Genomic DNA, 21,183 nt, shown 5'->3' with positions numbered 1-21,183 from the left:
GTTAGCTTTGAGTTTTCCTACCGTAGCTGGCTGCACCATGTGCTAGCCAGCGAAGTTGCAACACAGTTCTACGAGTAAGCTGAGCATAATGTTCTTTAGGTGCATCTAAAGCGTCAGCACCAGTATGAAACACCAAGGTCACCATTGCTTCTGCCTGTAATTGTGCTTGTTCCGCCGAACATTCTGTTTGTTTACGAAGGTAATGCGCCAGTTCTGCTGAAAAATGTTGAATTTCACGAGCAACCGCAGCACGAAAAGCGGCGGAAGTACCAGAGCGTTCACGCAATAAAAGACGAAAAACATTGCTATTGTCGGTAACAAACTCCATGAAAGTTTGCACCGAAGTATTAATCACACTGCCGTTTTTCTCAATGCGTAAACGAGCCTGTCGCATTAACTGTCTTAACATTAAGCCAGCTTCATCAACCAAGGTTAAGCCTAATTCATCCATATCTGCAAAATGTCGATAAAAAGAGGTTGGCGCTATGCCTGCTTCTCGGGTGACTTCGCGTAAACTTAAGCTAGCAAAACCTTTTTCTGCACTTAGTTGTGAAAATGCCGCATTGATAATGGCTTGCCGCGTTCGTTCTTTTTGTTCAGCTCTGCTCACAACTCCCCCAATCTTAATGTTATTTAATCGATTTACCTTGACCTAATGTTGAGCGCTGGGTAAATTAGCTTACAAGTGTAAGCTCAAAGTGTGATCTCATGAAACAAAATCCAATTATCTGGACAAATGTGCTCTTGTTCAGTTTAACCTTTCTGGTAGCCGCTATAGCGGTACCCTATTATGCCCTGACCGTTGGCTTTACTGCAGCTGAAATTATTCTAACCATTATTTGTATGGGTTACTGCGGTATTTCAATTACTGCAGGTTATCATCGATTATGGTCACATAAAACCTATGATGCGCACCCTATTCTGCAATGGTTTTTTGCTATTGGTGGGGCATTTGCACTACAAAACAGTGTGATTCATTGGTCTTCAGATCATCGTGATCATCATCGCCATGTTGATAAAGATGACAAAGATCCATATTCCGCAAGTAAAGGTTTTTGGTTTAGTCATATTGGCTGGATGCTTCGCGATTATCAAGGTGCAAGTTACTCAGATTATAGTAATGTAAAAGATCTACAGAAAAACCCAATATTAGTGTTTCAGCATAAATATTATTTACTTTTAGCCTTGTTGACCAATATAGGTATACCTGTAATTTTAGGTTTGCTAGTGGGAAACTTTTGGGGAATGCTTTTAAGTGTTGGTGTATTACGCTTAGTATTAAGCCACCACTTCACTTTTTTTATAAACTCTCTTGCACACATATGGGGCAAGCAACCCTATACAGACCAGAATAGTGCTCGAGATAATGGCTTTCTGGCCTTTTTGACCTATGGTGAAGGTTACCATAACTACCATCATATTTTTGAGTACGACTACCGCAACGGAATCCGTTGGTGGCAATTCGACCCGACTAAATGGCTTATTAAAACCTGCTCATGGCTGAAATTGACTCGTAATTTAAGAACAGTACCGGAAGATCGTATTGCTCAAGCAATTGTAAAAATGCAACTAAAACGTGCGCAGGACAAAGCGCGCTTGCTGCCTAACTCTGAGCAATTATTACAATTACTAGAGCAAGAATACCAACTCTTAATATCAAAGCTGCAAGAGTATTATCAAGTAAAAAAAGAGCTCCTACAGCAAAAACGCAATGCTCTAGTAGATCAATATCACGCTTCAGATTTTGCTCACCGCTATCAGCTGCTGAAGGAGCATTTACAGCAACAACAAAATCACTGGCAGCGTTTAACAGCCGCTCTTAATTAATAAATATTACAGTAACTTATGAAAAAAGAGGCTTTGCCTCTTTTTTTGTTATTGATACCTGTTATGCTAATTTATATCCTGAGTCAGCTCGAGAATTAATATCGTGACAGCGAAATCGATCAAAAAAAAGCCCCACTTCGACTATGATGCTATCGTCATAGGTACCGGCCCTGGCGGTGAAGGTGCAGCAATGTATTTGGCGAAGAGTGGCAAAACTGTTGCCGCTATAGAACGCTATCATGCTGTAGGTGGTGGCTGTACGCACTGGGGAACAATTCCCTCAAAAGCGCTGCGACATTCCGTCAGTCGCTTAATCGAATTTAATGAAAACCCGCTGTTTCAAGTTGAAGAACATGTCAAAGGCTTAACATTCTCACAGATTCTTAAGCATGCGGCCGGAGTCATTCACAAACAAGTTCGGTTACGTACCGGCTTTTATGACCGTAATCTGGTAAAAATTTATCAGGGTGAAGCCCGTTTTATTGATAAGCACCATGTAGAAGTCAGTAACAGCGATGGCAGCAGCTATGTTTTAAGTGCTGAAACCATCGTCATTGCCAGTGGCTCTCGTCCTTATCGCCCCCCGCATGTCGACTTCTCACATCCAAGAATTTATGACAGCGACACCATTCTGTCGCTGGAACATGATCCCCGCCATATCATCATTTTCGGTGCAGGTGTAATTGGCTGCGAATATGCATCAATTTTTAGAGGATTAGGAGTCAGAGTCGACTTGGTTAACACACGCGACCGTCTACTGTCATTTATGGATGCTGAAATTTCAGATTCGCTGAGTTACCATTTTTGGAACTCTGGGATGACAATTCGCCATGGTGAGGAGTTTTCACATATTGAAGGCCGCGATGATGGCGTCATACTGCACTTACAGTCTGGCAAAAAAATGAAAGCCGATTGTTTTCTTTTTGCCAATGGTCGAACCGGTAATACAGACATGCTCGCTCTAGATCAAGTGGGTTTAGAAGCCGATGGCCGTGGTCTATTAAAAGTAAACGAGAAATATCAAACCTCGGTTGAAAATATTTATGCGGTAGGCGATGTTATTGGGTATCCCAGCCTAGCCAGTGCAGCCTATGATCAGGGCCGACTGGCGGGTGAAGCTATTGTCAAAGGCAATCTTGATGGCCATCTGATAGCCGATATTCCTGCCGGTATTTATACCATTCCTGAAATGTCCTCTGTGGGAAAAACAGAACAAGAGCTCACTGCGGCAAAAATCCCCTATGAAGTAGGGCGAGCGCAATTTAAACATCTGGCTAGAGCACAAATCGCTAATACTAGCGCTGGCAGTCTTAAACTATTGTTTCACCGTGATACCTTAGAAATCTTGGGAATACATTGTTTTGGTGAACGTGCTGCAGAAATAGTACACATCGGGCAAGCGATTATGATGCAGAAAAATGGCGGCAACAATCTTAATTATTTCGTTCATACGACCTTCAACTACCCAACTATGGCTGAAGCCTATCGTGTGGCAGCTTTAAACGGTCTTAATAGATTATTTTAGCCACATTAAAAGGGCGCAGCTGGATCAGCAACGCCCTTTTAAGTTTTCGAGCTCTAACGGCTTAACCTCAAGCCTCTATCTCAGTATTCATATGATAAGTAGGGCTAAAATCTTGCACTGCTTCAATAAATACGCGCGCATTTTCTGGATCAACATCCGGAGTGATACCATGGCCTAAGTTAAAGACGTGCCCTGTACCTTGTCCAAATCCATCAAGAATGGTCTGAACTTCCTGACGAATACGCTCTGGTGTACCAAGTAACACTGAAGGATCCATATTACCTTGTAAAGCAACCTTATCACCGACGCGCGCTCTTGCTTGACTAATATCTGTTGTCCAATCCAATCCAAGCGCATCACAGCCTGTTGCAGACATCATTTCTAACCATTGACCACCATTCTTTGTAAAGAGTGTCACAGGGACTTTACGACCATCTGCTTCACGAGTCAGGCCATCAATAATGGATTGCATATAACTTAAAGAATATTCTTTGTAATCTCTTGGCGTTAACACACCACCCCACGTATCAAAAATCATCACTGCCTGGGCGCCTGCCGCAATCTGGGCATTCAGATACAGCGTAACACTTTGTGCCAGCTTATCGAGCAGCATGTGCAATACTTCAGGTTCGCTATACATCATTTTCTTAATAATACTAAAGGTCTTGCTGCCACTGCCTTCAACCATATAAGTTGCTAACGTCCATGGGCTGCCAGAAAAACCAATCAAAGGCACACTACCGTTTAACTCGCGACGAATAGTGCGTACAGCATCCATCACATAACGCAACTCTTGCTCTGGATCAGGTATGGGCAGATGTACCACATCCATAAAGTCACGAATAGGTTTACTAAAACGTGGCCCTTCACCTACACCAAAAGTTAAGCCTAGGCCCATGGCATCAGGAATAGTTAAAATATCACTAAACAAAATAGCGGCATCTAGTGGATAGCGACGTAAAGGCTGTAAAGTAACCTCACAGGCTAATTCCGGATTTTTACACAGTGACATAAAATCACCGGCTTGAGCTCTCGTTGCGCGGTACTCAGGTAAATAACGCCCCGCTTGACGCATCATCCAGATTGGAGTTTGATCAACAGGCTGCCGAAGAAGCGCCCTGAGGTATCGATCATTTTTTAATTGCATAACATATCCGCCATTTATAATTTGGAATTATTTTAGCACTTAAGCCAGTCAAGCTCTATGATCTGTATCTAAATGCTAGCTTACCTTTACGTAAAGAGTAAAAATATTCATCTTAGATTCATGTTTATGTCAAAAAGCGCTTGTTTAAGCAAATTTGATCTGATATAAACTACATGCGCTAGTGAAGATGTTTAATAAAGAAGCTCGTTGAACGAGACCATGAGATCCCAATTTGAAGCCACGTTGAGTGGCTTTTTTATTGCGATTTTTTAAGTTGCTGTGCCAAAGCAATTAATTGGCCCGATAAAGTATCAATACTAGGTGTTTCCGGTAAATCGGCCAAATCACACCAGTAAGCTTCAGCAATTTCTTGAGGTTGGCAAACGATCTGCCCTCCCGCATAGTCAGCAATAAAGCCTGTCATTAATGAATGCGGAAAAGGCCAAGGTTGGCTACCGATATAGCGTAGATTTTTGATATCAATACCCACTTCCTCTTTTACTTCTCTAACGGCTGCTTGCTCCAGCGTTTCTGCAGACTCAACAAAGCCGGCTAAAATTGAAAAGAACCCCGCTTTATGTCTATTCGATCGGGCCAGCAGAATCTCACTATCTTTAATCACTGCAACCAAGACGCACGGCGCAATCCTTGGGTAGCAACGATGCCCGCACTTTTGACATAAGGTCGCCAACTCCCAATTAACCAAGCGCATGGTACTGCCGCACTGACCACAAAAACGATGCGTTTGTAAAAATAAGGCAACTTGCGTTGCCCTAGCCGCTAATTGAAATACTGCTTCACCATAGGGCAATAATGTTCTTGCAGAATGCCAATTTTGCTCGTCACTAACCCGGTCATCAAAAACAACTAAGTAACAAGGTTGCTGCTGATATTCGCCAATAAAGCATATCTCCATGTCCGAACAATCAATAGGTAAATTTGCCAAGCTACCACAAGGCACAGCTTGGCTATCTTGTAGATAGACACGTCCCTGATTAATGATAAACCAATAGCCATGCTCAGTATCAGGCAACTTCAGACTATGTTTAATCATGGCAGTATGGTTCCTACTAATTATGCGCATTTTTGCTATCATACTGGGGTTTACTGAGCAGACCAATAAAAAAACGGTTGATTTTTTGCAGGAAACTCTTTTAATTAGACACTATTGCAGAAAGATTACTGCATCTAAGGAGAAGCGAATGTATACCCGCTTACAGCAGGCGCAACAAAAATGGGGCGGCAGCCTAGTCGCCATTGATAACTGGCTGGACGAAAGACAGCAATTAATTGTCAGTTATTGCAAACTTGCTGGCTTACCGCCATTTGAAAAAGATCGCCACACTATGCCTTCGCAAGACAAGATTATTGAATTTTGCCAGTTACTCATGGATTATCTTTCTGCTGGGCATTTTGAAGTATACGAACAAATTGTTACGCAGTGCGCCATAAATGGTCGCGATAGCCGAAAACTGGCAGAGTCTTTATATCCGAAGATTTCTGTTTCGACTGACTTGGCACTAGAGTTTAATGATAAGTATGCGGAACATTTAAGCACAAGAAATAGCGGCGCTTTTGATATTGAACTGTCCGCGTTAGGTCAATCATTAGAAGAGCGGTTTGCTTTAGAAGATAGGTTGATTGAAACCTTGTATGTCAAACATCAGGATGAAACAAATCCTGCTTAATTTTTGAAATTGAAAAAAGCGGCAGAAGCCGCTTTTTTTAGAAAGGCATCTTACTGCGCTTTAATAACATCTAGTAATTCTACTTCAAATACTAAGACACTGTTTGGTGGGATAGTGCCCATATCACGTTCGCCATAGGCTAATTCTGAAGGAATGGTGAAACGGAACTTTGAACCAACACTCATTAATTGCACGCCTTCAGTCCAACCTGGAATAACTCGATTCAGTGGGAATTCGATTGGCTCACCACGCTCTACTGAGCTATCGAATACCGAACCATCAATCAAAGTGCCAGTATAGTGTACTTTAACAGTATCGGTTGCTGTGGGTTTCACACCTTCAGCGGCCTGCAATACTTCATACTGTAAGCCAGATTCTGTCACAGTAACACCTTCTTTGTTGGCGTTCTCAGTTAAGAAAGTGATACCTGCCGCTTTGGCTGATGCCGCAGCCGCTTCAGCTAATTTTGTTTGTTCATTACGATAGGTTTCATCTAGAGCAGTGAGAAGTTGTTGAATATCTTCTTCTGAAACTTCTGACTTTCCAGCAATACCGTCTTGTACACCGCGTAAAATTAGATCTGCATTTAGGTCAACTGAGATTTTGTTGTACTCTTCAATGGTGCTTTGCAAATAACGACCAGCAGATACACCTAAGCTATAAGCTTGTTTTGCTTGTTCAGTATCCAACACAGGTGCTGCAGCAGGCTTCTCTTCTTTACCGCAGGCACTTAACGTTAATAATGCTACTGCAACTAGGGTAAGTTTAGTTTTTAAACGCATTCTTTTCTCCAAAGTTTGACAATGATATTGCCAAAGTATGATTTAATAGATTTTAGTTAGCTCAGCTATACTAACGCTTTGTACGGATGAGGTTAACACCTAAGATGAAATATCCTGTTTTTTTTCTGAGTTTATTCTTGGTTGCTTGCAACAAAGTAGAAACTCAGCCCATAGCACACTGGCAACATGTTGCTGATGTGAGTTATGCCGCCGCATTGTCATCTGATGGCCGCTACGCTGTAGTGTCATCCGTACAAGATGGTATCGCCTTTTGGGACATAGAACAAAATGCACTTCTGTACCAATGGCGGCATCAAGATGCGACCGAAAACTTAGTGTTTAATCTCGCGTTAAGTGAAGACAACAGCCACGTGCTAACCGCGGACCAACACACCTTTGCTTTATGGCGCACCAACGATGGCAAAAACGTTGGTTACTGGCAAACTGATGCGTTCAGCATCCGTGATATCGCCGTTTCTAACAATGGCGAGCACTTATTAATAGGCAAAAGTGATAACACGGTACAACACATCACGCTCAGTAGTGGCAGACGGCTGGATTTTCTTGGGCATACTGAACGGATTAATAGTGTAGCAATGTCACCCAACGGTCGTTACGCCTTAACCGGCAGTAACGACTATAGCGCTCACCTCTGGGATACTCAGACTGCACAAATCTTATATAGTTTCATTCACCCAAGTAGAGTCACCAAAGTGGCTCTTGATCCACAGGGTCGCTATGCGTTTACTGCGGACAGCCAAAACTTAGCGCAAATTTGGAACATTCAAACGGGAGAAAGAATAAGCCAGTTACAAATGATTACCCGACAACAAATTTTTAGCGCTGTACGCTTTAGTGCAGATGGGCAATACCTCTTAACAGGCGCACCAACGCGCAGCCTAGTGTTATGGCAAGTCGCCACAGGTAAAGAATTACAACGCTGGCGTGTGTCACCTCGTGTCGACAGCAGACCCGCCAGCGCAGTAGTGCATGCAGTCGCATTTCTTGATGTAGAGCGTATAATCAGCGAAAGCTCCAGTGGCTTAGCCGAAGTATGGAAAATAACTTATGAGTAATGACACTTCAGATATTCAACTACACCTGATAGAACTAGAAAGCAAAATTGCTTTTCAAGAAGACACCGTAAATAGTCTGCATCAGGAGTTATTAGCGCACCAAAAGCGTATTGAACAACTACAGCGACAAATTATCCTGCTTGCGGAAAAACTACAGCAGATGCCTGAAGAAAGTGGCATTTTGCGTCCAGAAGAAGAACCTCCACCGCCGCATTATTAATGATTGCAAACCTAAGATAATAGAATCCCTTCGCTATTCAGGTTTAAACACGCCAATAACTAACTCGTTACTACGAGTTGAGTTGGCGACCTGAGGTTCAGGCTGTGCCATCTGATAACCACAAGCAACACATTCCACTTTTTCAATATTGTTTTCTATAAACAAACTCATGGTATCGGCTGCTTTACAACTTGGGCAGGTTGCTCCGGCAATAAAGCGTTTCTTCTTACGTGAGGTCATGATGTTCCTTAGTTGGCAGGCTAACCACATAGCGAATTTATGTAACAGCCCTTGGTTTCTCTAGGATATAGCGTAAAATTAGCCGCCTAGTTCACTGTTACAGAGAAAAACATGATTCAGTTACAGCAGGTAGAATTGCGCCGCGGCATTAACGCGCTGTTTAGTGGTGCCGATCTTACCGTATTTCCAGGGCAAAAGGTGGGAATTGTCGGTGCAAATGGCTGCGGCAAATCCAGTTTGTTCGCCCTATTACAGGGTAAACTCCATGCCGATACCGGTAATGTGAATATCCCAGCGGCATGGGTTGTTGCCACCGTGGCTCAAGAAACACCTGCACTAGATTGCTCAGCACTAGATTATGTTTTACAAGGCGATGAAGCCCTGTTTCCTTTATTAGTTAAAGCGCGCAGCCAGTGTAGCGAAAGTGATCTCGCGGCCGTGCATCAACAAATAGAGGCCTTAGACGGTTATCGAGCTGAAGCTAAAGCAGGCACACTATTAGCTGGCTTAGGTTTTAGCGGCGAGATGCAAAACTTAGCTGTAAAATCATTTTCTGGCGGTTGGCGGATGCGGATGAACTTAGCCAAAGCCTTAATGAAACCAGCCGACCTGCTGTTACTCGATGAGCCAACCAACCACCTAGATCTGGATGCCGTACTTTGGCTAGAGAAGTATTTAAGTAATTATCCAGGCACGCTACTGTTAATCAGCCATGATCGGGATTTTCTGGACGCAGTAACTGACAATACAGTGCATATCGAACGACAATGTTTAACGCTTTATAAGGGCAATTATAGTCAATTTGAGCGGCAACGTGCTGAGCAATTATCGCAACATCAAGCGAATTTTGAAAAACAACAACGCCAAGTTGCACATTTGCAGCAATTTATTGATCGCTTTAAAGCACAAGCAACAAAAGCAAGACAGGCACAAAGTCGTATTAAAGCGTTAGAGCGCATGACATTATTAGCGCCAGCACATATTGATTCGCCCTTTAGTTTTAGCTTTCGCGAACCCAAGTCTTTACCCAACCCGCTGTTAAAAATGGATAATGTACAAGCAGGTTATGCGGATAAAGTGATACTCAGTAATATTAATTTTCAATTACTACCTGGCAGCCGTATTGGTCTATTAGGACGCAATGGTGCAGGTAAATCAACATTAATAAAGCTGCTCTCCGGTGAACTTACCCCCAAAAGTGGTGAAGTATGGTATGCCAATGGCGTGAGTTTAGGCTATTTTGCGCAGCATCAATTAGAAACCTTACGTCCACAAGACTCACCGCTGCAACATCTGGTGCGCTTAGATCCGTTGGTGCCTGAACAAAAACTTCGCGACTTCCTCGGTGGTTTTGGTTTTCATGGTGATAAAGCTTTAGAAGCCTGTGCGCCGTTTTCTGGTGGGGAAAAAGCCCGGCTCGTATTAGCATTGCTGGTCTATCAGCGTCCTAATTTATTGTTACTGGACGAACCCACTAACCACCTAGATTTAGACATGCGCGAAGCTATCGTTATGGCACTACAAGACTTTGCAGGTGCTATTGTCGTAGTTTCACATGATAGGCATCTGTTAAGCAGTACAACCGATGAGTTTTATTTAGTTGCCCATGGCAAAGTTGCCCCTTTTGATGGTGATTTACCCGACTATTACCAATGGCTGCAACAAGATGCTCGACAAACACAAGCCAATCTACAAGCACAAAGCAGTACTGCTGACGCGAGTAATAGTGTCAGCGCCTTGCAACGTAAAGATCAAAAACGTTTGGAAGCAGACCTGCGGAATTTACTAAGGCCGCTAAAACAAAAAATTGATAAATTAGAATTGCAGCAGCAGCAACTGACCACACAATTAGCCCAGTTAGAACAGCAATTAGCAGAGCCAGATATCTACGATGCCAAACAGAAAAGCCAACTGACTAAACTGTTAGCCGAGCAAACTAGTGCCAATAGTCATCTCGCCACGATTGAAGAGCAGTGGTTTGAGGCGCAAGAGCAACTGGAGCTGCAAACGCAGCAATTCTGGCAACAACATGGCGGCTAATAGCGAAGATGAACGCTCAGCGCAATTTTGCCCTGAGCAGCTCTGGCAATTTAGCTTAGCCAGTTATCCAGCCGTTAAACAGCTTTGTTTACGCTGGCAAGACAACTATCAGGCGAATGTGAATGTGCTGCTGGCGCTCGGTTACGCCGAACAATTATCTTGGCAAGTGAGTCAGGATGTCTTAATTAACAGCATACAGCAACTTGCTCCGCTTAATCAACAGCTAACACAAGTCATACGTTACTGCCGTAAGCAATTACACACCCTACCGCTTCAAGCCTCACAGCAATTACAACTCAAGCAAAGCTTGCTGCATACCGAGTTAGTTGCAGAGCAGTGTGAACAACAACTGCTCTGTGACGCGCTAACCTTCACTCAACACACCACAGCAGATAATCTCAGTCTTTATCTAAAATTACTTGGCGTACCGCTATCGACAACACTTACCACTGATCTTATTGATCTGCGTCAAACCTTTGCTCGGTGCGCTATAAGCTTACCCTAAAGCTTGATCTGCATCATACCTGAAGCTGTGCTATCTGCTTAAACTGTAGACAGAACATTTTGGGAGGAAAAGCAATGAACCTATGGCATGAATTTTTAAACGACCCAGTCATCTTTATTTCATTCAGCGGACTCGCGATTGTGATCGGCCTGTGCATCTTTTACGCTGTGTACTTTATGTACAAAGTGGGCCATTCTGATGACGAAGTCACCAAATAATCACGTTTCTAGATACTGCAGCTTATCAGCAACACCGTTCCAAGCATCAGCATCTGCTGGTGCTGGTTTGACCGTAGTAATGTTAGGCCAAAGTACTGCAAGTTCGGCATTCAGCGCAATAAAAGGTTGCTGGGCTGCAGGCACTTTATCTTCTTGATAAATGGCATTAGCTGGGCACTCTGGCTCGCATAAACCACAATCTATACAAATATCGGGGCTAATCGCCAGAAAGTTAGGGCCTTCAAAAAACGCATCTACTGGGCATACTGCCACGCAATCAGTATATTTACACTTTATACAATTTTCACCTACGACAAAGGCCATCGTAAAATCCTCCACTTGCAACAGGTGCTGATCATACTGGAGCTGCGACGAAAAACAACCGAGAAACGCAAGCTACTGCGGACAGCTGGTGCAAGATCACGTAAAATAGCTGTTATTGCCGAGATTACCGGCCTGACTTGCTTGATTAAACATTGGATCTCCCTGTTATGTTACGTTTAACCGAAATGAAATTACCTTTACATCACCAAGATGAAATGGCAGAACTCAAAGCCAGAATTTTGGCGAAATTAGCTATTCCTGAAGGTGATCTATCGCATTTTACTGTGTTTAAACGTGGTATTGACGCGCGTAAAAAGACAGATATCCAACTTATCTATACGCTGGATCTTGAGGTCGCAAATGAAGCCATGCTCCTTAAAAAGTTTGCTAAGGATCCTCATGTAAATCTGTCACCAGATACCAACTATAAGTTTGTCGCACAAGCACCAACCACCTTAACAGAACGCCCTGTTGTTGTTGGGCTTGGTCCATGCGGCTTATTTGCTGGGTTACTGCTGGCACAGATGGGGTTTAAACCCATTATTTTAGAGCGTGGTAAAGCGGTTCGGGAACGCACGAAAGATACTTTCGGGTTTTGGCGCGGACAACCACTGAATACCGAATCTAATGTGCAATATGGCGAGGGCGGTGCCGGCACTTTTTCAGATGGCAAATTGTACAGCCAGATTAAAGATCCTAAACACTACGGTCGTAAAGTGTTAACCGAGTTTGTTGCAGCCGGTGCACCCGAAGAGATTATGTACGTGAGTAAGCCACATATCGGCACCTTTAAATTAGTGTCGATGGTGGAAAAAATGCGAGCGAATATTATTGCGCTAGGTGGGGAGATTCGTTTCAGTAGTCGAGTCGATCAAATTCATATCACCGAGAATCAGCTAACCGGTGTGACATTGAATAACGGGGAACGACTTGATTGCAAGCATCTGGTATTAGCCGTTGGCCATAGCGCCCGAGATACCTTTCATATGCTACATGACGCTGGTGTCTACATTGAAGCCAAACCGTTCTCGGTTGGTTTTCGGATTGAGCATGAACAATCGATGATCGACAGTTGCCGCTGGGGCCCCAACGCAGGTCACCCTATCTTAGGCGCGGCAGATTATAAGCTGGTTCATCACTGCCAAAATGGACGCACGGTTTACAGTTTCTGTATGTGTCCAGGGGGGACGGTAGTAGCAGCCGCCTCAGAAACGGGTGGCGTGGTCACTAATGGCATGAGTCAATACTCGCGGCATGAACGGAATGCCAATAGTGCCATCGTGGTTGGCATCCACCCAGAGCAAGATTATCCTGGCCATCCACTTGCCGGAATTGAGCTACAACGAAAACTAGAACAAGCGGCTTTTACTCTAGGCGGTGCTGATTATCATGCACCCGCGCAACTGATTGGCGACTTTCTCACTGGCACCTCCTCTGGCGACTTAGGTGTTGTGCAACCGTCTTATACGCCAGGCATCAAACTTACTGATTTATCGGGTTTATTGCCAGACTATGCTACAGCGGCAATCCGCGAAGCCATACCGGCATTCGAGCAGCAAATTCGAGGTTTTGCTAAACCCGATGGCCTGTTAACAGCGGTAGAGACAAGGACATCTTCACCTATTTGCATTAAGCGCGGAGCCGATTTCCAAAGCATCAACGTAAAAGGCTTATATCCGGCTGGTGAGGGTGCAGGCTATGCCGGTGGTATTTTATCTGCCGCTATCGATGGTATCCGAGTGGCTGAGGCATTAGCACAACAAATGCTGCAGCAACCTTAAGGAATATCTCTCCACCCGTCTCAATTCGTTAAGTACCGTATTTTTTAGGACAGATAGGGGCTATTTTTTCAATAGCCCCTTGTAGTTTTGTAAATTAGTGCGCATTATTGATATAGAACAATATACGAGTCTAATTTGAACAATGCGTTTTCTTAACCTGCTTCTTGCGTTTCTTTATCTGAGTCTGTTGGCAACAACAGAAACAGCTAATGCGCATGACCAAAGGTTATCACCACTCGCTGATAGTCAATTTAAAGCACTTAACGTTCAACACAACACTCCAAACCAAGCTCCAAACTTGGCAGATCATGAGCCGGACGAACCAGACACTTTACTTGTTTTGGTTTCGCAACCCTACTTTGCTATTTTCGGTGCCATTACCACCCACTACATTGCACCTTGGTTGTCTTTCAGCTCTAGTCCAGATTCCGCCAGAGCACCACCTTTTTTCTGATCAAATCCCCCTGAAACACTAAATAAACTCTTTATTTTGGCAGGGCCTCTGCTTGCCAATAACATTTGGAAATGATCATGAAAAAATTAGCCTTATTTAATTTAGATGCTGTAGATCAGCTGATTCAACCAACAGACTTTACAGATGCGACCTTAAACAGCCCAGCATTAACTGTTTTTACTGACTTTAAACAGAGCCAACCCACTATTATCGAAGAAAGCACCTCTGCGGCAATTACGCTAGAAATGATGCAACAAGAACATTGCCAGTTAAAATTGGTCGTCGACGCCAATGAGGAAATGACGGGGCTGGTGCATATTGAGCAACTGTCAGAACAAGCTATTATGCGGCTAGTGATTCAAGGATCCGATCGTCACGAGATTAAAGTACGTGATCTGATGCGCCCACGCGACAGCGTAAAAGCTCTGGCGTATCAGCAATTACAAAACTGCACTATTGCCGACGTAATTAATACTATGCAATCGAATGGCGAGCAATATTGCTTGGTGGTCGACCGTGATAATCATCAGATCCGTGGTTTAATTCATGCCCAAGATTTAGCTAAAAGACTGCATATGCCGCTAGCCATTCGGCAGCAGCCAACCTTCTTGCGTATTTTTGATAGCTTACATGCTTAGATTTCACCGTTAAGGTCTGCGGGTTAGCATGTGACTCCAAGCGTGTTAGCCCGCTTTTTTGTTGCAGTTAAACTATAACTGCCGCTACTATAAGCCTATGCAGTCTTCTTCTCGTCTCCATCGTCAATTCTTCCGTAACGGCCCCTCACATCGAGCGGGCGCGGATGTCAGCTTTGCTGATTTAGTCACCCTTTTTGGTTTTAACAGTATTCATATCGGACGCTGGGTTACCGCAGCTGAACAGCAAATTGCGGCTAATTTATTCTTTGATGCCTTTGCTGATTTACAGCATATTTTGCAGGTTCCAGCCGAAGTTATCTCTTTAAGGGGCAGTTTAGCGTTGACCTTTGGTATTGGTGGTCAGCCCGGGGTATGCGCGTTTTATCAACCCAAAGGGCGCATTCTGGCGTTAGCCAAAAATGCCGGTGCCGGCAGTTTGGCTCATGAGTGGTGGCATGCGTTCGATCATTATATTGCGAGCAAAATGTTTGCTGAACCTGCTGCAGGCATTTTCGCCAGCCGTTTATGGCTTAGCCAAGCTAAACTAAAACCCCATCCATTGAACAACTTATTAGACAGCGCTTTTCAAGCGTTATTATTATCCGAAGACCAGCAAGCCCCCAGTCCATTCTTTCGGCACTGTCAACAACTTGATGCGGCAGCTAACCGTTTATATCTGGCATTACCTGAAGAGATGGCCGCCAGAGCCTTTGAGAAAGTGATTCAGTGCCAAGCTGTTAAAAATCATTTTTTAGTCGCAGGAACACTGCAAGGTGCGGCTGCAGCTCGTGGCATTTATCCTGATAACACGTTAACTCAGCAACTCAGCCTACTTTGGTTGCGTTACTTTAAATTACTGGCAGACTCACTACAGCGATAAACTGATCACGTATGCGCTTGTTGTAGGTGTTGAATAAGTACCTGACTATGACGCCAAATCAGGGCGTAAATGGTTAACTGGGGATTAGCGCCTAAACTAGTTGGTAAGATTGAACCATCAAATACCGATAAATTTGTTAACTGGAAATGTCGGCCATCTTGATTTACGACCCCAGTGTGTGGCGAGGTACTCATATTACAACCACCCATCACATGCGCAGATACGACAGTTTGTTGGAGCGGCGCTAAAGGGAGTTCGGCAATCGCCGACTTTGCTTCAGACCAACTGTTATAAAGCTGAGCGTGATGATTAATTGGCATGACCTGCCGTGCGCCAGCGGCAAACTGTAATTCCGCCATGGATAACAAAGCGCGACGCATGCCCTGCCACAGATAGTCCGTGAGTGGATAATCCAACACCGGTTGCCCCGCGCTATCTAGCTGCACAGTTCCCCCCTGACTTTGGAGATGAAAGCCATCTCGTAATAACGCAATGGTGACTTGTAGCTGATTAAATTCCTGCATCAATGCCGCATGCTGATCCGCCATGCCAATTAGCTTGGTAGCCATCAGCACAGGATGAATAGGCGGTACCTCGAGTTTGTAACCGGCTAAGTCAGCGTCTTGCGGCCAAACAAATTGATCGGAATAAATAGACTGCGGCGCACCACGATGACCATGTATCTGCTCAGCAAAGATGGCGCCAGATATCACCGTGGGGTGCAGAAAGGTATGTTTGCCCAAGCGGCCTGAGGGGTTGGGCACTTTCGAACGCAATAATAAGGCTGGTGAGCCTATTGCACCCGCAGCCACAATATAATGTTTCGCATTAAAGCTAAGTTTAATATCAGTGCGAGGTTGAAAGTATTGATCCACTGGCACCGCTTCCAAGCCTATCACCTGATCTTTTTGCCAGTGTAAACGTCTAACGGATAATCGCGAAATCAGCGTTGCTCCCAGCCGCATAGCTTCCGGAATGGTACTGACTAACATTGATTGTTTGGCATTTATCGGACAGCCCATGCCGCAATAGCCTAAATTCGCGCAGGCGTTTACATTGCGATTAATAACCGTGAATTCCCAACCTAAGCGCTCACAGCCTTGCTGTAACTTAGCATTATTGGCATTAGGAGGTACTGGCCAACTATGGATATTGAGGCGTTGCTCTGCAAGCGCGAAGTAAGGATCTAGACTCTGCTCAGTACTAAAATTAAGACCAAACTCACGCTGCCAAAAAGCCAAGGTCGGCTCAGGGGTACGAATAGAGGTTGTCCAATTCACCGTGGTCGAGCCACCAACAGTGCGCCCTTGTAAAATACTAATTGCCTGATCGCGCGTTTTACGCGCAGCACCTTCTTGGTATAAGTGAGGATAAGCCCAGCGTTCTTCCATCACAAAATGCTGACGTTGATACCAAGCACCCTCCTCGAGCAGTAGCACCTTATAACCTGCTTGGGCAAATTGCTCCGCAGCTATGCCCCCACCAGCGCCTGAACCAATAATGACAATATCGGCCTCAAAATGCTGATCACGCTGTAAGGTACTGGCATCGATATGATTAATATCGCTCATCTGAACCTCGGCGCGCTGTATGTAAGTGTCTGCCAATGTTCAGGTTGCCCATAAAAAGCACCATACAACAGCTCGCGTAACCCGTGGTAAGCTTGTTGTAGTGTCAATAAATAACTGTCACGCCAACGCTGTAATATCAGTAAACGTTGTTGTAGGGTTAACTCCTCAAGGTTTAACCACAACCCGGTTAGCCCTAAACGACTAAAACGATGCGCCATTAAATTAAATAATTGATCTAATTGTTGTTGCTGGCGTAATGGCAGGAAATGCATAAAATCTTGCACAGCCTGCTCTGTGCGTTCGAGCGCCCTGCGAGCCTCTTGCGGATCCTCAGGCAAAGCCCCATATAACAAAGCGGGTAAAATGGCAGCAAGCACTAAGGTACGATTATCAGCTTGTGGCGTTAAGCTATACTGCCAAAACTGAATGCCTAAAGTCGCACTACCGGCTAAGGCCAAACCGGTAAAAAGAAATTGACGTCTGTTCATCACAGTCCATTTTTTAATCATTTTGACCATTCTTTATCAGGAAGACTTTTTTTGCAAGTAGACATCAGACCAGCAGCAACGACCACGCCTTTTTTAGCGCCATGGTGGTTACGTAACGCGCATTTACAAACTATTTTTGCCAAATACCTCAGCCCAAAATCAAAGCTGTGCACTGATGCTGAAACCTTTCACCTAAGTGATGGTGATGAGATTCAACTCAATTGGAGCCACCGCTTAAGCACAAGCGATAAGCGACCTTTAGTTGTGCTGTTACATGGTTTAGCGGGTGATATTCATAGTCACTATATTCAAGGCTTAATCGCTGCGTTAAAACAACATGATTTACCCTGTGTATTGATGCACTTTCGGGGCTGTAATGGTCGCCCCAATAAATTGGCTAGAGCCTATCACAGTGGCGATACTGCAGATCTGCGAGAAGTTATCGCTATGCTGCAACAACGCTACCCACAAATGCCTCTGTGTGCTGTCGGATTTTCTCTCGGTGCAAACGTTCTCGTGAAATATTGTGGCGAACAAGCACAGCATAACCCATTACGAGTTGCGGTGGCCGTATGCCCGCCGTTATCTTTAGCCGCTTGCGCCAAACGCATTAATCAAGGTAGCAGTAAAATCTATCAAACTTACCTGTTAAACCGCTTAAAAAAAGCCACACTGGCAAAACTGGCAGAACATGCCGATTTTCCATTACCACTTAGCGCAGCAAAAATCCATGCTATGCGAAGCATTGAAGAGTTTGATGAACATTATACTGCCCCGATCCACGGCTTTAAAAATGCTAAAGATTATTACCAACGGGCAAGCGGTATGGCATATCTAAAAAGCATCAAGGTGCCGACTTTAATAATTCACGCCAAGGACGATCCTTTTTTAAGCGATGATGTTATCCCTCGTCCGGCCGATCTCAGCCCAGCTATTGAGTATCAACTTTGTCTAAACGGAGGCCATGTTGGCTTTGTCAGCGGTAAGCAGCCGTTCAAACCCGTGTTTTGGCTAAATCAGCGGATCCCTTCATTTATTTTGGAGCAACTTACTATCGCTTTTGCTGCCAAGACCGCTGGTCAATAAAACGTCAACTGCTCGTCATACGTTCGTCATCTAAACAGCTGAAGCTAACGCCTGTCTGAAACCATAACAGGACACGACTATGCTCAGCTGCCGCACCATTTTTATTTCAGATGTTCACCTTGGCTGTAAAGACTGTCAGGCAGATTTTCTGCTGAGTTTTTTACAACAGAGTCAAGCAGAGAAAATTTACTTACTTGGTGATATTGTGGATCTGTGGGCTATGCAAAAACAGGTCAATTGGCCTGCAGCCCAAAATAAGGTGCTACAACATTTGCTACAACAAGCTGAACAAGGTACCGAGATCATCTATGTGCCTGGCAATCATGATGAAGCGCTGCGGTTATACAAAGGTAAAAGCTTTGGTAATATCAAAATTGCGCTTCGTGCCAGTCATACTACTGCGCAAGGCAAGAAACTCCTCCTTATTCATGGTGATGAATTTGATAAGGACGTCAGTTTTGGCAGAATGGAAAGTTGGCTTGGTGATAAGCTCTATGACTTACTGCTTTTTTTAAACCGCTGGTATAACCGCGGACGACGCTTACTCGGCGGACGCTACTTTAGCCTAGCCGCTTATATTAAAAGCCGTGTACCTGGCGCATTAAAAGCGATAGCGCGCTATCGCCAAGCAGCGATTAACAAAGCGAAGCGTGCTGGTTATGATGGCATAGTGTGTGGCCATATCCATCATCCTGAGCTAGTGATTGAAGATGGCATTATTTACTGCAATGACGGCGATTGGATTGATAGCTGTACGGCTCTGATAGAACAACAAGATGGTAGCTTAACTTTGTTTCATTGGGCAGAGCAGCAACAGCGTCTAGCTGCTTTACCTGTGCAAGCTGTAAATACTAAAAAGGCAGCCTAAGCTGCCTATTGAAATTTACTGTGTGTAGTGTGGTAAAAAAGCTTGCTGGACAGCAGGCTTTCTACAAAAACACGGAGTATTAAAGCTGTGGACCAGCCGCAACCAGGGCTTTGCCTTCGTCGTTATCGGTAAACTTGACAAAGTTATCGACGAAACGTTTCGCTAAATCTTTTGCTTTAAGGTCCCAATCGGCGGCATTGGCGTAAGTCGCGCGCGGATCTAAGATGCCATCTTCCACATCATGCAGATGGGTTGGGATCGCCAGATTGAAGTAAGGCAGTTGCACAAATTCCGCATTTTCAATACTACCATCTAAGATTGCATCAATAATGGCGCGGGTTGCTTTAATAGAAATCCGCTTGCCTGTACCGTTCCAGCCCGTATTGACCAAATAGGCTTCTGCACCTGAGTCTTCCATCCGCTTACCTAATACTTCGGCATATTTGGTTGGGTGTAAGCTCAAGAATGCCGCGCCAAAACAGCTAGAGAAAGTGGGGGTTGGCTCAGTAATACCACGCTCAGTGCCCGCTAATTTAGCGGTGAAACCTGATAAGAAGTGATATTTTGCCTGCTCTTTGGTTAACTTAGATACCGGAGGTAATACACCAAACGCATCAGCAGTTAAGAAGATCACTTTTTTCGCGTGACCCGCTTTCGATACTGGCGTAACAATGTTGTCGATATGGTAGATTGGGTAAGAAACACGAGTATTTTCTGTCTTTGAACCATCATTAAAATCAATAGTACCGTCAGCGGCTACACTGACGTTTTCTAACAACGCATCGCGACGGATTGCATTGTAGATATCAGGCTCGTTTTCTTTCGACAAATTAATTGTTTTCGCGTAGCAACCGCCTTCAAAGTTGAATACGCCGTCATCATCCCAACCATGCTCGTCATCACCAATTAACTGACGTTTTGGGTCTGTTGATAACGTCGTTTTACCGGTACCAGAAAGACCAAAGAAAATGGCCACGTCACCGTCTTTACCCACGTTGGCAGAGCAATGCATAGAGGCAATACCTTGCAGAGGTAAGAAGTAGTTCATCATTGAGAACATACCTTTCTTCATCTCACCACCATACCAAGTGCCGCCAATTAACTGGATACGCTCAGTTAAGTTAAACGCCACAAAGTTTTCTGAGTTCAGACCGTGCTTCTGCCAATCTGGGTTAGTGCACTTGGCACCGTTCATCACGATAAAATCTGGCTTATAGTTTGGTAACTCTTCCGCCGTAGGTCGGATAAACATGTTCTTTACAAAATGTGCCTGCCAAGCCACTTCCGTAATAAAACGAACGGCTAAACGCGTATCCGCATTGGCACCACAATACGTATCAACAACGAATAAACGCTTACCAGATAACTGCTTAGTCACTAAAGCTTTTAAATCAGACCATACTTCAGTGCTGATCGCTTTATTATCATTTTTACCTTGATCGGACCACCACACGGTATCGCGTGTTGTGTCATCACGAACAATGTATTTATCTTTTGGTGAGCGACCTGTAAAAATCCCGGTATCGACAGAAACCGCACCGAGTTCAGTAACTTTACCTTGTTCATACCCGACTAAATCACTGCGAGTTTCTTCAGCAAACAACAATTCATATGAGGGGTTATAGATGACTTCCGTGACATTCGTAATGCCGTATTGGCCCAAATCCAGATCGGACATGTGTAAACTCCTAAGGGTACTGTAGGTAAGGGGCAGTCTCTAGCGGACTTATTTAATTCGTTGCTTTTTGAGCAGAAGGCGGCTTTCTGTTCAAAAAACACGCTCATATAATAGCATTTTTTCGACAGAAAAAGATAGCTAAGTTTT

At 44.3% G+C, this 21,183-nt stretch carries 21 protein-coding genes; 12 read left to right on the top strand and 9 right to left on the bottom strand.

Annotated elements, in window-relative coordinates; genetic code table 11:
* Position 1: 1 nt before the first annotated feature.
* Entirely contained in the window at positions 2-610 is a 609-nt protein-coding gene (gene fabR, locus ACO1PK_RS07960; protein WP_423188134.1) for an HTH-type transcriptional repressor FabR, read from the bottom strand.
* A gap of 98 nt (positions 611-708) precedes the next feature.
* On the opposite strand from fabR, the gene ACO1PK_RS07955 reads away from it, so the two are divergent.
* The gene (locus tag ACO1PK_RS07955) at positions 709-1,827 is read left to right on the top strand and encodes an acyl-CoA desaturase (protein WP_423188133.1); all 1,119 of its coding nucleotides are present in this window, start codon (positions 709-711) and stop codon (positions 1,825-1,827) included.
* Between the two features lie 103 nt (positions 1,828-1,930).
* Positions 1,931-3,352, top strand: a complete 1,422-nt coding sequence (sthA, locus tag ACO1PK_RS07950) for a Si-specific NAD(P)(+) transhydrogenase (protein WP_423188132.1) — start codon at positions 1,931-1,933, stop codon at positions 3,350-3,352.
* A gap of 67 nt (positions 3,353-3,419) precedes the next feature.
* Here the strand turns inward: sthA and hemE are convergent, their stop codons facing one another.
* Together hemE and nudC are read right to left on the bottom strand one after the other, a co-directional pair.
* Entirely contained in the window at positions 3,420-4,499 is a 1,080-nt protein-coding gene (hemE, locus tag ACO1PK_RS07945) for a uroporphyrinogen decarboxylase (protein ID WP_423188131.1), read from the bottom strand.
* A 256-nt stretch (positions 4,500-4,755) separates the two neighbouring features.
* Entirely contained in the window at positions 4,756-5,553 is a 798-nt protein-coding gene (gene nudC, locus ACO1PK_RS07940; RefSeq protein WP_423188130.1) for an NAD(+) diphosphatase, read from the bottom strand.
* A 148-nt stretch (positions 5,554-5,701) separates the two neighbouring features.
* On the opposite strand from nudC, the gene rsd reads away from it, so the two are divergent.
* Positions 5,702-6,187, top strand: a complete 486-nt coding sequence (gene rsd / locus ACO1PK_RS07935) for a sigma D regulator (protein ID WP_423188129.1) — start codon at positions 5,702-5,704, stop codon at positions 6,185-6,187.
* Between the two features lie 50 nt (positions 6,188-6,237).
* Here rsd and fkpA read toward each other — a convergent pair whose 3' ends face one another.
* A complete protein-coding gene (gene fkpA, locus ACO1PK_RS07930) occupies positions 6,238-6,969 on the bottom strand; it encodes an FKBP-type peptidyl-prolyl cis-trans isomerase (protein WP_423188128.1) in 732 nt (243 codons plus the stop codon).
* Positions 6,970-7,073: 104 nt separating this feature from the next.
* Between fkpA and ACO1PK_RS07925 the strand changes: the two genes are divergently transcribed.
* Both ACO1PK_RS07925 and ACO1PK_RS07920 read left to right on the top strand, forming a co-directional pair.
* On the top strand, positions 7,074-8,045 hold the full coding sequence (locus tag ACO1PK_RS07925; RefSeq protein WP_423188127.1) for a WD40 repeat domain-containing protein: 972 nt from the start codon (positions 7,074-7,076) through the stop codon (positions 8,043-8,045).
* Complete coding sequence (locus ACO1PK_RS07920; protein ID WP_423188126.1) at positions 8,038-8,265, top strand: SlyX family protein; 228 nt, start codon at positions 8,038-8,040, stop codon at positions 8,263-8,265. Before ACO1PK_RS07925 ends, ACO1PK_RS07920 begins: the two co-directional genes overlap by 8 nt.
* Positions 8,266-8,298: 33 nt before the next feature.
* Here the strand turns inward: ACO1PK_RS07920 and ACO1PK_RS07915 are convergent, their stop codons facing one another.
* A complete protein-coding gene (locus ACO1PK_RS07915; protein ID WP_423188125.1) occupies positions 8,299-8,505 on the bottom strand; it encodes a YheV family putative zinc ribbon protein in 207 nt (68 codons plus the stop codon).
* 111 nt (positions 8,506-8,616) lie between these two features.
* Between ACO1PK_RS07915 and ACO1PK_RS07910 the strand changes: the two genes are divergently transcribed.
* Both ACO1PK_RS07910 and ACO1PK_RS07905 read left to right on the top strand, forming a co-directional pair.
* Positions 8,617-10,545, top strand: a complete 1,929-nt coding sequence (locus tag ACO1PK_RS07910; RefSeq protein WP_423188124.1) for an ATP-binding cassette domain-containing protein — start codon at positions 8,617-8,619, stop codon at positions 10,543-10,545.
* Positions 10,535-11,050 carry a DUF2390 domain-containing protein gene (locus ACO1PK_RS07905; RefSeq protein ID WP_423188123.1) on the top strand — a complete coding sequence of 172 codons (516 nt, stop codon included), beginning with the start codon at positions 10,535-10,537 and terminating at the stop codon, positions 11,048-11,050. Before ACO1PK_RS07910 ends, ACO1PK_RS07905 begins: the two co-directional genes overlap by 11 nt.
* 218 nt (positions 11,051-11,268) lie before the next feature.
* Here ACO1PK_RS07905 and fdxA read toward each other — a convergent pair whose 3' ends face one another.
* Positions 11,269-11,592, bottom strand: coding sequence for a ferredoxin FdxA (gene fdxA / locus ACO1PK_RS07900; RefSeq protein ID WP_423188122.1), 324 nt, complete (start codon positions 11,590-11,592; stop codon positions 11,269-11,271).
* 167 nt (positions 11,593-11,759) lie between these two features.
* On the opposite strand from fdxA, the gene ACO1PK_RS07895 reads away from it, so the two are divergent.
* The 3 genes from ACO1PK_RS07895 to ACO1PK_RS07885 all read left to right on the top strand — a co-directional run bounded on the left by ACO1PK_RS07895 (position 11,760) and on the right by ACO1PK_RS07885 (position 15,345).
* The gene (locus ACO1PK_RS07895; RefSeq protein WP_423188121.1) at positions 11,760-13,373 is read left to right on the top strand and encodes an NAD(P)/FAD-dependent oxidoreductase; all 1,614 of its coding nucleotides are present in this window, start codon (positions 11,760-11,762) and stop codon (positions 13,371-13,373) included.
* Between the two features lie 531 nt (positions 13,374-13,904).
* On the top strand, positions 13,905-14,465 hold the full coding sequence (locus ACO1PK_RS07890) for a CBS domain-containing protein (RefSeq protein WP_423188120.1): 561 nt from the start codon (positions 13,905-13,907) through the stop codon (positions 14,463-14,465).
* Between the two features lie 97 nt (positions 14,466-14,562).
* On the top strand, positions 14,563-15,345 hold the full coding sequence (locus tag ACO1PK_RS07885; RefSeq protein ID WP_423188119.1) for a CLCA_X family protein: 783 nt from the start codon (positions 14,563-14,565) through the stop codon (positions 15,343-15,345).
* 5 nt (positions 15,346-15,350) lie between these two features.
* Here ACO1PK_RS07885 and ACO1PK_RS07880 read toward each other — a convergent pair whose 3' ends face one another.
* On the bottom strand, positions 15,351-16,916 hold the full coding sequence (locus ACO1PK_RS07880; RefSeq protein ID WP_423188118.1) for a GMC family oxidoreductase N-terminal domain-containing protein: 1,566 nt from the start codon (positions 16,914-16,916) through the stop codon (positions 15,351-15,353).
* Positions 16,913-17,425, bottom strand: a complete 513-nt coding sequence (locus ACO1PK_RS07875; protein ID WP_423188117.1) for a hypothetical protein — start codon at positions 17,423-17,425, stop codon at positions 16,913-16,915. The genes ACO1PK_RS07880 and ACO1PK_RS07875 overlap by 4 nt, the downstream gene beginning before the upstream one ends.
* A gap of 30 nt (positions 17,426-17,455) precedes the next feature.
* Between ACO1PK_RS07875 and ACO1PK_RS07870 the strand changes: the two genes are divergently transcribed.
* Positions 17,456-18,490, top strand: a complete 1,035-nt coding sequence (locus ACO1PK_RS07870) for a hydrolase (protein WP_423188116.1) — start codon at positions 17,456-17,458, stop codon at positions 18,488-18,490.
* A gap of 79 nt (positions 18,491-18,569) precedes the next feature.
* Complete coding sequence (locus ACO1PK_RS07865) at positions 18,570-19,358, top strand: UDP-2,3-diacylglucosamine diphosphatase (RefSeq protein WP_423188115.1); 789 nt, start codon at positions 18,570-18,572, stop codon at positions 19,356-19,358.
* 79 nt (positions 19,359-19,437) lie between these two features.
* Here ACO1PK_RS07865 and pckA read toward each other — a convergent pair whose 3' ends face one another.
* Entirely contained in the window at positions 19,438-21,036 is a 1,599-nt protein-coding gene (gene pckA / locus ACO1PK_RS07860; protein ID WP_423188114.1) for a phosphoenolpyruvate carboxykinase (ATP), read from the bottom strand.
* Between the last annotated feature and the right edge of the window lie 147 nt (positions 21,037-21,183).

It is taken from the genome of Alishewanella sp. d11 (assembly GCF_049390205.1).
GTDB lineage: Bacteria > Pseudomonadota > Gammaproteobacteria > Enterobacterales > Alteromonadaceae > Alishewanella.
This window is presented reverse-complemented; position numbering and strand designations above follow the sequence as displayed.

Coding starts and splice junctions, on each gene's coding strand:
- ACO1PK_RS07955 (WP_423188133.1), top strand. CDS start 709: ATGAAACAAAATCCAATTATCTGGACAAATGTGCTCTTGTTCAGTTTA.
- hemE (WP_423188131.1), bottom strand. CDS start 4,499: ATGCAATTAAAAAATGATCGATACCTCAGGGCGCTTCTTCGGCAGCCT.
- nudC (WP_423188130.1), bottom strand. CDS start 5,553: ATGATTAAACATAGTCTGAAGTTGCCTGATACTGAGCATGGCTATTGG.
- rsd (WP_423188129.1), top strand. CDS start 5,702: ATGTATACCCGCTTACAGCAGGCGCAACAAAAATGGGGCGGCAGCCTA.
- fkpA (WP_423188128.1), bottom strand. CDS start 6,969: ATGCGTTTAAAAACTAAACTTACCCTAGTTGCAGTAGCATTATTAACG.
- ACO1PK_RS07925 (WP_423188127.1), top strand. CDS start 7,074: ATGAAATATCCTGTTTTTTTTCTGAGTTTATTCTTGGTTGCTTGCAAC.
- ACO1PK_RS07920 (WP_423188126.1), top strand. CDS start 8,038: ATGAGTAATGACACTTCAGATATTCAACTACACCTGATAGAACTAGAA.
- ACO1PK_RS07915 (WP_423188125.1), bottom strand. CDS start 8,505: ATGACCTCACGTAAGAAGAAACGCTTTATTGCCGGAGCAACCTGCCCA.
- ACO1PK_RS07910 (WP_423188124.1), top strand. CDS start 8,617: ATGATTCAGTTACAGCAGGTAGAATTGCGCCGCGGCATTAACGCGCTG.
- ACO1PK_RS07905 (WP_423188123.1), top strand. CDS start 10,535: ATGGCGGCTAATAGCGAAGATGAACGCTCAGCGCAATTTTGCCCTGAG.
- fdxA (WP_423188122.1), bottom strand. CDS start 11,592: ATGGCCTTTGTCGTAGGTGAAAATTGTATAAAGTGTAAATATACTGAT.
- ACO1PK_RS07895 (WP_423188121.1), top strand. CDS start 11,760: ATGTTACGTTTAACCGAAATGAAATTACCTTTACATCACCAAGATGAA.
- ACO1PK_RS07890 (WP_423188120.1), top strand. CDS start 13,905: ATGAAAAAATTAGCCTTATTTAATTTAGATGCTGTAGATCAGCTGATT.
- ACO1PK_RS07885 (WP_423188119.1), top strand. CDS start 14,563: ATGCAGTCTTCTTCTCGTCTCCATCGTCAATTCTTCCGTAACGGCCCC.
- ACO1PK_RS07880 (WP_423188118.1), bottom strand. CDS start 16,916: ATGAGCGATATTAATCATATCGATGCCAGTACCTTACAGCGTGATCAG.
- ACO1PK_RS07875 (WP_423188117.1), bottom strand. CDS start 17,425: ATGATTAAAAAATGGACTGTGATGAACAGACGTCAATTTCTTTTTACC.
- ACO1PK_RS07865 (WP_423188115.1), top strand. CDS start 18,570: ATGCTCAGCTGCCGCACCATTTTTATTTCAGATGTTCACCTTGGCTGT.
- pckA (WP_423188114.1), bottom strand. CDS start 21,036: ATGTCCGATCTGGATTTGGGCCAATACGGCATTACGAATGTCACGGAA.